This window comes from Streptomyces sp. NPDC037271 (assembly GCF_055603605.1).
This window is the reverse complement of record NZ_JBVJVN010000002.1, coordinates 548,821-561,203: the sequence shown is the minus strand read 5'-3', so window position 1 is coordinate 561,203 and position 12,383 is coordinate 548,821. Positions and strand designations below refer to the sequence as shown.

General features: G+C 69.0%; 12 protein-coding genes. 6 read left to right on the top strand and 6 right to left on the bottom strand.

Going from position 1 to position 12,383, the window contains the following annotated elements; all coding sequences use genetic code 11:
* Window positions 1-134: 134 nt before the first annotated feature.
* The 4 genes from ACZ7G3_RS07175 (at window position 135) to ACZ7G3_RS07160 (ending at window position 4,067) form a co-directional block, all read left to right on the top strand.
* A complete protein-coding gene (locus ACZ7G3_RS07175; protein WP_470923816.1) occupies window positions 135-962 on the top strand; it encodes an SAM-dependent methyltransferase in 828 nt (275 codons plus the stop codon).
* Window positions 963-1,403: 441 nt separating this feature from the next.
* Entirely contained in the window at window positions 1,404-2,630 is a 1,227-nt protein-coding gene (locus ACZ7G3_RS07170; RefSeq protein WP_470923814.1) for a peptidoglycan-binding protein, read from the top strand.
* Between the two features lie 310 nt (window positions 2,631-2,940).
* Entirely contained in the window at window positions 2,941-3,291 is a 351-nt protein-coding gene (locus ACZ7G3_RS07165; RefSeq protein WP_470923812.1) for a hypothetical protein, read from the top strand.
* 200 nt (window positions 3,292-3,491) lie between these two features.
* A complete protein-coding gene (locus ACZ7G3_RS07160; RefSeq protein WP_426516766.1) occupies window positions 3,492-4,067 on the top strand; it encodes a L,D-transpeptidase family protein in 576 nt (191 codons plus the stop codon).
* A gap of 329 nt (window positions 4,068-4,396) precedes the next feature.
* On the opposite strand, the gene ACZ7G3_RS07155 is transcribed toward ACZ7G3_RS07160, so the two are convergent.
* Complete coding sequence (locus ACZ7G3_RS07155) at window positions 4,397-6,025, bottom strand: hypothetical protein (RefSeq protein ID WP_470923810.1); 1,629 nt, start codon at window positions 6,023-6,025, stop codon at window positions 4,397-4,399.
* Between the two features lie 646 nt (window positions 6,026-6,671).
* Here ACZ7G3_RS07155 and ACZ7G3_RS07150 point away from each other — a divergent pair.
* Window positions 6,672-7,154: a helix-turn-helix domain-containing protein gene (locus ACZ7G3_RS07150; RefSeq protein ID WP_470923808.1), complete on the top strand. Its 483-nt coding sequence runs from the start codon at window positions 6,672-6,674 to the stop codon at window positions 7,152-7,154.
* Between the two features lie 369 nt (window positions 7,155-7,523).
* On the opposite strand, the gene ACZ7G3_RS07145 is transcribed toward ACZ7G3_RS07150, so the two are convergent.
* The 5 genes from ACZ7G3_RS07145 to ACZ7G3_RS07125 form a co-directional block, all read right to left on the bottom strand.
* Complete coding sequence (locus tag ACZ7G3_RS07145) at window positions 7,524-8,036, bottom strand: nucleoside deaminase (RefSeq protein ID WP_470923807.1); 513 nt, start codon at window positions 8,034-8,036, stop codon at window positions 7,524-7,526.
* A 40-nt stretch (window positions 8,037-8,076) separates the two neighbouring features.
* Window positions 8,077-8,616 (bottom strand): hypothetical protein, encoded by a 540-nt coding sequence (locus ACZ7G3_RS07140; RefSeq protein WP_470923805.1) that lies wholly within the window; start codon window positions 8,614-8,616, stop codon window positions 8,077-8,079.
* On the bottom strand, window positions 8,613-10,283 hold the full coding sequence (locus ACZ7G3_RS07135; protein WP_470923803.1) for a hypothetical protein: 1,671 nt from the start codon (window positions 10,281-10,283) through the stop codon (window positions 8,613-8,615). Before ACZ7G3_RS07135 ends, ACZ7G3_RS07140 begins: the two co-directional genes overlap by 4 nt.
* Before the next feature lie 152 nt (window positions 10,284-10,435).
* Window positions 10,436-10,648 carry a DUF397 domain-containing protein gene (locus ACZ7G3_RS07130; protein ID WP_470923801.1) on the bottom strand — a complete coding sequence of 71 codons (213 nt, stop codon included), beginning with the start codon at window positions 10,646-10,648 and terminating at the stop codon, window positions 10,436-10,438.
* Window positions 10,649-11,494 carry a helix-turn-helix domain-containing protein gene (locus ACZ7G3_RS07125; RefSeq protein ID WP_426554419.1) on the bottom strand — a complete coding sequence of 282 codons (846 nt, stop codon included), beginning with the start codon at window positions 11,492-11,494 and terminating at the stop codon, window positions 10,649-10,651.
* Between the two features lie 217 nt (window positions 11,495-11,711).
* Here ACZ7G3_RS07125 and ACZ7G3_RS07120 point away from each other — a divergent pair, with 217 nt between their 5' ends.
* Complete coding sequence (locus ACZ7G3_RS07120) at window positions 11,712-12,344, top strand: ATP-binding protein (protein WP_470923799.1); 633 nt, start codon at window positions 11,712-11,714, stop codon at window positions 12,342-12,344.
* Window positions 12,345-12,383: the final 39 nt, after the last annotated feature.

Here is a 12,383-nt window from a genome sequence, read left to right as displayed (position 1 = left end):
GCTGTTCTGCCCAGCCGCTGGAACCCGCCGCCCCGGCCGACGAGTTCGTGATCGTCGACAACCGCTGCGGCCGGGAGCCGAGTGCTCTTAGATTGAGGTGCCGATCACCCACGCCAAACCTAGGAGACCCCGCCGTGTCGGACACCAACTCCCAGATCGAGGCCAGCGCGGAGATACGTGCCCGGATCGACACCACCACACCGCACTCGGCCCGCTTCTGGAACTACTTCGTCGGCGGCAAGGACCACTACGAGATCGACCGGGAGATCGGGGACGAGATCAAGGGGATCTTCCCGGGCCTCGTCGACGTGGCCCTCGCCAGCCGGCTCTTCCTGGGGCGTGCCGTCCGCCATCTGATCCGGGAGCAGGGCATCCAGCAGTTCCTGGACATCGGCACCGGGCTCCCCACCGCCGACAACACGCACGAAGTGGCGCAGCGCGTGGCTCCCGACGCCCGGATCGTGTACGTCGACAACGACCCGATCGTGCTGGCCCACGCCAACGCCCTGCTCACCAGCACCCCCGAGGGCAGGACCGCCTACCTGGACGCCGACCTCTACGCCCCCGACACCGTCCTGGAGGCCGCCGCCCAGACCCTCGACTTCTCCCGGCCGATCGCCCTGATCATCCTCAACACCCTCGGCCACGTCGCCGACTACGACCAGGCACGCGACCTGGTGGGCCGCCTGATGGCGGGCCTCCCCTCGGGCAGCTTCCTGGTGATCAGCGACAGCACCGCGACGAGCGAGGGCATGATCGCCGCCTCGAACGCCTACAACGCCAGTGGCGCGACGCCGTACTACGTACGCGGCGTCGAGGAGATCGCCGGCTTCTTCGACGGACTGGAGCCGGTCGCCCCCGGCATCACCCAGGTCACGTCCTGGCGCCCGGACCCGGACAGCCCCACCGGCCCGGCCACCGCCTCCGTCGACGCCTACTGCGGGGTGGCACGCAAGCCGTGAGGCAGGCGGGCGCGGCTCCGGCAGCACCGAGGGCCGGCCCCTCCCGCCCGAGCCGCGCCGTACGGCCGGCGTCCTTCCGGGATCACCTCACCCGTCGCCCGGTCCGGGATCACCTCACCCGTCGCCCGGTCGGGAACCGGCCCGTCACCGGGCACTCTTCCGGGTGAACGCACATGCCCATGGCACCGGTCTCCGGCGCGGCCCTCCCAACGGCCCGGAGGCGCCGTGCTGCGGGGCCGCGGCACGTCCGCCGGCCGTGGGAAGGCGCGGCCCGCCCCGGAGCAGGCGCGCCCACGGGCGGCTCTCCGTCGCTACGATCTGCGCCGCTATGGGCCGATGCATCCATGCACGCCGGTGCATACGCGGCTGACGTGCCGCTATGCCGTCATGCAGCGGTGTGGACGCCCGGCTGTTCCGCCTGACGACGGGGAGAGACACGACATGGCGTACGAGCAGGAGAGCTCGGGCGGGGAGCAACCGCCGGGGGAGCGGTTGGCGCTGCTGCTTCGAGGCTGGTGGGAGAGGGCCGGGCACGCGTCCGGCGGTATGCGGCCGACCCAGCAGGCGCTGGCCACGAGACTGGGGGTCGACCAGACCACGCTCTCGCGCTACTTGAATCCGAAGCACACGTCGAACGCTCCTCCGCGAGTGGTGGAGGCCCTGCACGCGCAGTTGCGTGCTCCGGACGTGGAACTGGAGCTGGCGCGGGCACTGTGCCGGGCCGCGCTGGAGGAGAGCAGCCGTCAACGGCTCGCCGGCGGCAAGCAGGCGCCCACCGCCGCAGCCGACACCGCGGACGGGCCCCGCTCCACGGAGGGGCCGGGTCCGGCCGACGGGCCCGGTTCCACCGGCGGACCGGGTTCCACCACCCGACCGGACACCGCACCCATGGCCGGTGCCACGACCGGCCGCACGGACGGGCCCGGCCCCGCCACCCGGACCGACGCCACCGCCGGTACCGACGCCACCCTCGGGACGGACACCGCCGCCGGAGCCGACGCCGCGGACGGGACGGACGCGGGTGACGCGACGTCCGGCCGCCCCCGCTCCCGGCGGGCGCTGCCGGCGTTGATGGTGGCGGCCGTGGTCCTGGCGTTCGCCGCCGGAGCGGGCGTTCGCGAACTGGTCGCCCCCAGCCGTGACGTCCCGGCCGCCGGTGCGGCCGGTGCCGCGCCCGCGCGTGTGGGACCGCACGAGTGGCCGCTGCTGATGATGCAGAAGGAGGACCACCACACCCGTGGCCGAGCCCTCCAGCACCTGCTGAACGCGCACGGCTACGAGGTCCGGGCGGACGGCTTCTTCGACGAGGAGACCCGGGACGCCGTCATGGACTTCCAGCGGAAACACGATCTGGCGCCCGACGGCAAGGTGGGCAAGGACACGTGGCCGGAGCTGGTGAAGGAAGCCGCCCCCGGGGCCAAGGGCGCACACGTTCTGGCCGTACAGGAGCTCCTGGACAACGTGGGCCAGGGCGGAACGGTGGTGTCGGGGAAGTTCACCGCGGTGACCGCCGCGGACCTGAGGTTCTTCCAGAGCAATCACCATCTGCCCGTGACCGGCAGGGCGGACACGGAGACCTGGCTGGTCCTGCTCGTGCGACAGCTCCCGCCCGACCGTGCCCCGGCGTACCAGACGTCCCCGAGGAATCCCGCGTCCGCGTCCGCGTGAGCGTGAGGGGCCGCGTCCGCGTCCGTGCGAGCGGGCCGGCCCCACGCGCGGGTGCTGCGCCGGACGCATGCCGTGCAGGCCCGCGCATGACGGCATGAGGGCATGACGGCAGGTCAGGACCCTTTCATACGGGGTGCATCGATGCGCCTCGGCAAGCGGCCGGGATCGTCTTCTCGTACCCGCTTCCTCCGGTGATGCTGGTGTCGCAGCCGGAACTCCGGATCCCGCCCCGCCCCCGTCGGCGGGGCGTCACGCACGGAGTCTCGTTCCGGTCCGCGTCCCGTCAGTTCTCTGCTTGAAGGGGTAACCCATGTCTGCTTTCCGCAAGACCATCACGTCCGTCCTGTCGGCCGTCGTCCTCGCCGGTGGACTGGCCGTGGGCGCCGCCGCCCCGGCGAGCGCGGCCACGTGCCCGTCGTCGGCCTCCCCGGTGATCGACGGCGCGAGGGCCAGCTGGTCCCTGCGCTGCTCGGGCGGCAAGGTGACGGTCTCCGGCTGGCTCGAGGACACCCGCATGGACGGCAAGTGCGCCCTGGTCCGCCTCGTCGGCGGCAACGGCGAGACCAAGAGGTCGACGGCGTGCAGCTCCGGTGTCCGTGAGCAGTTCAGCCACAGCTTCGCCGGGACGAACAAGGCCGAGGTCCGCCTGGCCATCGCCTGACCTCGAACGGACGGGGGCGGGCCACGGCACCCGCCCCCTGCGTCGGCCCGGGTCGCGCCCACCCGGACCGCGGCGGTCGGCCGAGCGGCCGTACCGCCCACCCGAGCCGCCCACCCGAGCGGTACACGCGAGCAGTACATCCGAGCCGTACACGCGAGGCCGGCTGCCCGGCCCCGGACGACAAGAAGCGAGGAACCCACATGAACAGCAACGCACGTCACCTGCGCGGCGCCTTGGTCGCCGGGGCCGTGGCGACCACGCTGGCCCTGGCGCCGGCCGCGGCCGCCCAGGGCCCCGCCGAGGCCAGGGCGGCGGCAGCCGCGCCGGCGACGACCCTGGTGTTCGACAAGAATCCGGGTGATCCCACCAACTCGAAGCTCTCCGTCTACCAGGGCAAGAAGCTCTGGGCCACCTACCGGGCCGGATCGGGCCTCGGCGTCAAGGACGACTGCGCCCGCGCCCGGGGCTGGATGCCGAACGGCAACTGGAAGATCAAGCTCAAGACCCGCACGTACAACGGCAATCTCATCAAGGGGTACGCCGTCTACCTGCAGGACATGAAGTGCTCCAAGGGCACCCTGACCCGCACGGAGATGTTCATCCACTCCGAGATGAACCGCGACGGCAGCGCGGGCCGGACCGAGGCCCGCCGCTGGGACGGCGCCGGTGACTACAAGTCCAACGGCTGCGTGAAGCTGAACCCGACGGACATCAAGAAGATGTTCCGCCTCCTCGACCGCATCGGCTGGCCGACCCACCTGCGCGTGGTGTCCTGACCCGGGCGCTCGGCGGCTGCCGGCACGTGCGGCAGCCGCCGTGGCGGCGCGGCCGGGCCGAGAGGGGAGGGCCCGGCCGACGCGCCGGCCTCGTCACCGGACCTCGCGTCAGCCGTCGGTGGCGAGGCGGTTCGACCGCTCCCTCAGCAGGTACTGCTCCGTGCCGCTGAGGGGCCGTCCGTCCGGGGAGGGCGGCGCGCACGGCGCGGGCGTCGCCGGTGACGGCGGCGCCCCGTCGCCAGGACCGGGCCGTCCGCCCGGCCGCCGCCTTTGTCGACGCCCGTCGCGGGACGGCGCGCGAGCCGTGCGGCGACCACGGTGCCTCACGGTCACCCCGAGGCCAGCTGCTCCGCGATCTCCGCGATCCAGGCGTCCCTCTTCGCGGGGTCGTTGAGGGTCAGCTCCCAGTCCTCCACCGTGTTCAGGTTGTGCTGATCGGGGCCCGCCTTGAGTGCGATGAGCAGCTGCCGGGCAGACTGCCGCAGTTCGGGCGTCGTGCTGCCGCTCCCGGGCACGTCGGGACCCGCCGCCAGGCCGTAGATCTTGCGTGCCATGGCCTGGCGTTCGCCCTTCGACACCTTCTTCCAGAACTTCAGGGCGTGCGACAGCGACTCCGTGCGGGGCGCGGCGTTGTCCGGCGTCTCGCCCTCCAGCGCGTAGCGATCGGGGTGGCGTTTCTCGTTGTAACGCTTGGTGGCCGCGCGGCCCGCCTTGTAACCGGTGGTGCCCAGGACGAAACCGGCCCCGATCGCGGCGAGGATCCAGCCGGCCGGGTTGCTCGCCATCGCTCCCGTCGCCGTGACCAGCGTCAGGACGCCGGCCGCGGCCTTGGCGGGTTCGCCCACGACGCCGCCCATCGTCTCCTTGCCCATCTTGAATTTCTGCTTCGTCATCGCGTACTTCCGTACTTCGCTCAGGTCCGCAGCCTCCTTCTGGGCACGCTTGTACGCCTCATCGGCGGGCTTGACGCTGCGGTACTCCCTCTCGAAGCGGGCGTAGGCCTCTTCGACGCCCTCCTGCCATCCCTCGTGCGGGTGCGCCGCGGCCGCGTCCAACCTGGCGTACATCTCCGCTTGGGCCGTGTTGGCCCGGAACACGGCCATGTGCGCCTCCTGGTCCAGTCGGACGAGCAGATCCGCGTTGACTTTCTTGGCATCGCCGAGGCTCTGCAACTCCTTGTACTTCTTGGCCGCTCCCCCGACACGGATCAGGGCACGGACGCCCTTCGCCACGCCGGTGACGGCACTGAGGGCACCGCTCGCCTCGGCCGCCGTCGCGGCGTTCGCCGCACCCTGGACCTTGGTCGCCTCCTTGGCGATGGCGGCGCCGTAGGAACCCGAACTGACGGCACCGACGCCCGCGTCCGTCGCCTTGACCTTGGCCTTCCGTTTGGCCGTGTGGTGTTTGGCCCCGGACTCGTTCTGCTTGGTGTCCTTCCAGTTCTTGTACGCGTCCATGCCGCTGACCACGACGCCGGTGGCCTCCGTGAGGAGGTTCCACCCCGCGGCGGAGGTTCCCGAGATGGCGGCGTCGTTCTTGAGGGCCCCGTCGGCGGTGGCACCGGCCTGGTGGGTGAGGGCGGCGTTGGTGGGGGTCTGGCCACCCTTGACGGCGTTGTCCGCGGGTTCGAGGTTCTTCTTGAACCGGTCCAGCAGCGCGTTGATCCGGTCGCGGTAGCTCTTCCTCTGCGGCGCGCCGTCGGCCGCGCCACCGCCTCCCGCCGCCTGTTCCGTGGTCGTGCCGGCGGGCTCCGCCGCCTGCTCCGCGGTCGTGCTTCTGGCACGCTGGACCGCCGCGGTGGCGGCCCGGTTGCCGACGCTGGACTGGAACCGGAGGAAGGCGTGCTCCGCGGAGTTCGCGGACGGACTTCCGGTCCGGCTGCCCTCCCGACGCTGCCTGACCGATGTCAGCGTGGCCACGGACGGCCGTGTCGGGGTGCGGTGGACCGGGGTGCTCATGGGCATGCCTCTCCTGCTGCCGGACCGGGCGAGGCGAAGGTACCCAGGCGTGGCTAACGGGAGGGGTGCGGCGGGGGAACTCCTCGTGGATGCTGTGGGAAGCGCTGTGGTGGTGGAGGCGGGCGGGGTGACGTACGCTCATGACGCCCGCGCCGGGGTACTCCGTCGCCTTTTGCTCGCCGCCATACGGCGCTCCGCAGAACGACTGGCCCGATTCCTCCACGGACCTCGAAGCCTCAGCCGTCGAAAGCACGCCACAACGGCGGGAGAGCCGGACGGTCGCCCGTCACGTGTGCCTCCCTCAACCCGGCACCGGTATCAGCCACGCCTCCTTGATGACGGCGCGCGGCCGCGACGGCCTGGCGGCCGGACGCGGTGACCCACCGAGTGGCTGGGGGCGGAGGTACGGCGAGGCTCCTTCGCTATAAAGACAGGCGATGGCGGACATGCCGCTGACGTGCGGGAACACGAAAGAGTTGTTCCGATATTGGATATAGTCATTCAGAGCTGAATATCGCGCCTACGCTATGCAGCACCGAATCCTTCCGCGTCAGTGCTGGAACATGCGAGTCAGCACTGCATGCCTTCTATTCACCCTTGGGAGTACTCTGTGCGTGCGGCCCGGCGAGTGACCCGGATCGAGACCGTGAACAAGGGGACGGGTGAGGTGAACGACTTCACCGTCCACTCGTCGGTCTCGGCCGCTCATGCCCTCTGGTTCAGGGGAGGAGGCTTCACCACGATGGGGTACGCGGCCCACAACGCCCTCGCTGACGCCGACCTCAGCGTCAGCGCGTACAAGCTGTTCCACAAGATGTGTGCCCTCCAGAACCGCAAGGACCACGGCCTCGTCCTTGTCGAGAGCCAGGTGAAGTTCGCCGAGCAGGTCGGTATGTCACAGGCCTCCGTCTCGCGTAGCCTCAAGCAGCTCGCGGCCCAGGGCTTCATCTACCGCGACGGCCGCAACTGGCGCATCCGGCCCGACTTCGTGTTCAACGGCAACGGCGCGGCCCAGGGGCAGGCGGTGCAGAACATCCCCGTCGGCACACCCGATCCGTACGCCGGCGGGCATACGGAACTGACTGTCATCGAGGGCGGGAACGAGGAACCCACAGACGGTCGGGAATGACGCGCTCTCCGAGCCACGGGTTCGCGGAGCGCACTCGGGAGCTGCGGTGTCTGGGGTCATCGTTCACTGGCCCGGAGCCTCCCGCTTCAGCCGCGCGGTGAGAGCGATGCTTTCCTGAACGGCGATGTCGAGCCGGGTTCCTGGTGCAGGCGGATCCTGCCGCGGAAGTCGGCGATCACAGCGGCCACGGCCTTGAGATCCATCTCCGTCGCCCCCTCCAACGCGCGCTGCAAGTCAGCCTCGAAGGTCTCCGGGGCGCCGGGAAATCCGTGCCCGGACCACAGAGTGGCTCGTAGATCGCCGACGGTCGGCAACGGCAACGGCGGTAAGGTGCCCGTCTCGCCATGCCATAGTCGTCAACCCGCTGGGTCAGAGTTTGGGTTGCACGGGAAAGGGCTGCTTGCCCGCCCAGCTGGCGAGCGCCTTGGCTGCGACCTCCCGGGTCTCGCCGCCCACGGCGGTCTCGGCGAGGAGGACCCGTCCGGCGTTGGGAAGGGCCAGTTGGCGGTAGAACTGCGAGTCCTCGAACCCATTGGTGGCGACGTCCTCGCTGGTGGCGGCGTACACCAGGCGGGGCACCCGAGCCCAATAGCAGGCAACCAGGCACATGGGGCATGGCTCACTGCTGGAGTACATCACGGCGTCCTCCATGAGGTGCCGCCCCAGTTTGGCGCCGGCGTTGCGCAGGGCCATGACCTCCGCGTGAGCGGTGGGGTCGTGAAGTTCGATGACTGAGCTCGTGCCGGTGCCGACAACCTCGCCGTCGATGACGACGACAGCCCCGAACGGGGTTTTCCCCTCGTCTTCGAGGGCATGCCGGGACAGTTCGATGGCTCGATTGAGGAACGCGCGATCCTGGGTGGTCTCGGGAGCGTAGGGCACCTTGTCTCCAAGCGTTCGATTGGGCCCGTTCCTGGTGCGCTCACATGTAGACAGAGGGGTCAGCGTCGCCGAACGGGCCGTCCAGATTCACGTCGTAGTCCGTCAGAGGGGTGGTGGCGCCGACGGTGCCGACCACGCGAAGTACAGCTTCGGCTTGGTGGTCGTCGGTCCACTCACCGTCTTTCATCAACTCGACCATATCCGGGACGGTGGTCACCTCGCCTCGGCGGAGGATCAGCCGGTGGATCTGGTGGGAGGCGGACCCGGAGGCGAGCAGAGCCCGCGTTGCGGACAGCCGGTGCTGCCACTCCTCGAAAGACTGGTCGACAGCGGCGGACCGAGCGGAGGCTGCCGGGGTGACGGGGAGGTTGTGCAGAATGACCCGCGTGATCGTCAGGCTGCGGCCTCTGCGCAGCTGAGCTGTCATGAGAATCCGGTCTATCTCATTGCGGAAGGCCGTGAACTCGGGCCGGAGCCATACCTCGTCGCACTGGACCACCAGGGCGGCAGTCACGTCATCACCATTCAGCGCGCCCAGGCGCTCATGCCATGCGGCAACGTCTATTACCGAGTCGCTCATATCTCCGTCCGAGTGTGCGCACCGACCAGTTGGAGCACTCCGAAACCTGCTGCGATCGCCTCCACGGGGCCCGGTTCCTCTGCCGCACCGGGCAGGACACGGGCTGCGAGCCGTGAGGCCGCCCGCAGGGCCGCCGGAGGAAGGCCGGTGAGGAACATCCGCAGCTCGGTGTCTGTATCGCCCGGAGCGAGCGGAGCGAGGCGGCAGGCGATGGCAAGGACCATGGCGGCCGGCCGCTGGTGCGGCTCGGTGAGCGGTGCAGGCACTCCGTAGTGGTGGCCGCCTCGCGCTGTGCGGATCTCCGCGGTGGGTGAACCGGGCGATGTGGAACGGCCCACGAGACGCAGAAGGGCGGACCGTGCCTGCTCGGGCGTCGCGAAGTAGCGGTGAGTGGCGAAGGTGCGGAGATACGCCCCCAGCAGCTGGGGATCCGGGGTGAACTCGGGCCGGATGAGTTCCGGCGGATGGGGCAGGCGGGCATCGCGCAGGGTAGCGAACACGGTCACTGAGACCAGCGTCCAGAAGTGGTCGTACTCCTCAACAGATCCGAACGCCGTACGGGCGGCGGCGGCCTCGTCTGTGGCGACGGCGTCGGCACCGTACAGGTTCTCGCGCAACTGGGTGAGGACGGAGGCGCCGTCCCAGTAGTTCCCCATGAACTTGGTGCCGGTAAGGATCTCGTGCACACCGTACAGAGCGCTCGCCTGGTGGGCTCCGTGGAATTCGCTGAAGTCGGAGTACCACAGCAGTACCTGGACAGGGGTGGTGAGGATACTGCCTAGTTCGTCGTGTGTGGAGGCGGACTTCGGGTCGGGGTCGACGCCGCGCAAGATCTTCAGACGGGCATCGGTGGTGAGGGCGACCAGTTCGCGGGCCGCCCTGTTTGAGGCCACCTTGCGCACGGACATCAGCAGTGCCGTGTTGGCGAGCCAGGACAGATATCGGCTGAGCGCTCCCAGCGCTGGAGCTGGGTCGGCCAGACGGCGGGTATGACGGATCACGGAATCGATGAGCAGCTCGGAACAGGCGACCACCTGGGTGGGATCCGCGCCGCTGACCAAGGTGGCCCGTGAGAGGCGGTGCAGGACGTCCAGGTGAACCGCGATGGCCTGCTCCGCGGATTCCGACGGCAGCTCTGCCTCAGTCAGCTGGTTGACGAGATGACGTAGCGCTGTCGGGTCGTTGCTGGTGGCGGCCTGGCTGACGGTGCCGAGATACGAGTTGACGCTGGCGATGTTCTCAGGGTCGTCGGGAGTGCGGCCGTCGCTCATGCCCTGCCGGACCAGAGCCGCCGCCAGGGTGCGGCGCAGCAGCCGGTTGCGCCCTCCGACGCTGGCCAGGCCGAAGAGGCGGACGAAGGAGAAGATCCCGAAGATGTTGGCCAGCAGGAAGAGCAGGGCGCCGTAAGTGGCGCTCACGCCGCTGTCGCCCAGTAGCCCGCAAGCTGTGAACAGGGCGGCGAGCCAGCCGACGAGTACCCACTCCCGGAAGGCGATGTGGCTGTCTATCGCTCGCAGCGACGGCCAAGAGCTGGCTGCGGAGAAGGTCAGAGCGAAGATGACCGCCTCACCGGTCAGCAGCGTGGCGAAGAATGCGATGCTGAACTGGGTCGCGTCTACGACGTCGTCGTGTTCGCGCGGAAAGGCGAAAGCGAGGAGTGCGAGCACCAACGCACATAGAAGTAGCGCGACTTGTCTCCACCTCTGCACCGTCGCCCCGTTCGCCGCTCGCTCTTCTTCAGCGTTGTCTCACTCTTTCAGACATGCGGCAGACGCGAACAGTGTCTCTTCCGCCACAGGCCACCGGCACGGGGATGCGGTCAGGCGTCGGTGACGGGGTCCGGCCAAGCGGTCAGGAAGTGACGCCATGCCCCAGCTGACACGCCGAGGCATGGGCCTTCCGGCTGCTTGGAGTCTCGTATGAGCACCCCTGAACGGGCGAAGGCGGCTTCCACGCATTCCGTGGTGTTGCCTCCGCTGTATGACGATTTGAACCAGGTGAGTTCACAGTGATGCTGGTCAGCGGTCGGCATCTACAGCTCCTTGCGGACGCGATGGATCAGGTCGGAGGAGGCCTCCATGTCCAACGCTTGTGCGCGCAGGTACTCGAACGCAAGTCGGTAGCGCTCCAGTTCCTCATCCTTCTCCAGGAAGAGCGACCCGGTGTGGAAGTCGACGTACACGACGTCGAGGGTCGGCTCAGCGCCGCCGATCATGACGAAGCTTCCGAGCGCCGCGGCGTGAGCGCCCTTCGCGAAGGGGAGCACCTGGAGCGTGGTGTGAGGTGAGTCGTTCTCCGTGAGCAGCCGGTCCAGCTGCTCCTTCATCGTTTGCGGCGACCCGACAACGCGGCGGATGACGGACTCATCGATAATCGCCCACAGGTGCAGCGGCTTCGGTCGAGTGAGGATCTCCTGTCGCTTCATGCGGATGTCCACAAGCCGTTCGATCTCATCCGGCGACAGGGGGACCTCATTGGCCCGCTGAAGGGCGGTGCTATAGGCGCGAGTCTGAAGGAGCCCGGGAACGTAGACGCAGGCGAAGTGGTTCTCGCGTACGGCCTCGTCCTCAAGGGTGAGCAGCAGGTTCATGTCCTCCGGGATGGAGTCGGAGAACGAACTCCACCAGCCTTGTTGCTTGGCGTCCTTCGCCAGCCGTACGACGGCTTCGCGCTCGGAGTCGGCAGCCCCGTACTCGCGGCACAGTGCGTCGACGATGACCCATTTCACGGGGCCTGCCTGGGTTTCGTACCGGCTGACCGTGGCCTTGGAGACCCCGACGAGTCGGCCGGCCTCTTCCAGAGTCAGGCCCTTGCTGGCACGCAACTTCCTCAACGTCGCGCCGAGTTGACGTCGGCGAGTGGTGGCCCTCACGGTCATGCGGACTTCCTCCTGCACGTGCGCCGGGCGGTCGCTCCGGGCCTGATCAGGCTAGGCAGCGAGGGGACCTCCCACCATCAGATTCACTCGATGGATTCTCGTGAGAAGTTACATAGAGAGACTTCTCTGTGTCATTCTCCCTTACGAACCGCTACGCAGTGGAGCCGGGCGAACTCGTTAGGCTCATGTGCGCGTGGCTCGGGAGGGAGGAGTCCGCATGCCCGGCGACGAGGTCAGGGAACACCGACAACGGTTTGTTCTCCCCTTCATGGCAGCGCCGGCCGAGGTGAGGCTGCTGCGGCAGGCCGCTACGGCTCAGCTGGGGCAGTGGGGCATGCCCCACGCCGTGGACGAAACGGAACTGGTGGTCACGGAGCTGGCCACCAATGTCATCAAACACGTGGGTGAGGGCACGTCCGCCACGCTGGTCCTGGAGTGGGACGGCGAGCGGTTGCGCGTAGAAGTCCATGACAAGAGCCACTCCGTGCCGTCCTTGTCGGCAGCCGGCTGCGACGACGAATGCGGGCGCGGACTGCATCTGCTCGACGCCGTGACGGCGGATTGGGGGACGGTTCTGACGGCGGCCGGAAAGTCGGTGTGGTGCGAGATCGCTCTCGGGTCCGATCCGGTGTGTCAGCGGACGGAACGGGCGGCTGCGGCTCTGCGGAGCTACCGCCCTGCGGGCGGCACGGCTGCGGAGGGCCGGATGCGAGATCTCGCTCTCAAGGAGTCAGCGGTTGAGCTGATCGCTGACTTGCTGCACTGGACGGCTTCCTGCGGCTTTGATCCAGACGACGTCTTGGACCAGGCCCAACTGCACTACGAAGCTGAGCCCGATATTGCCGCCTGAAGTTCGCTGGCCCCTTCGCTGCATGCCGGTATGGCGCCG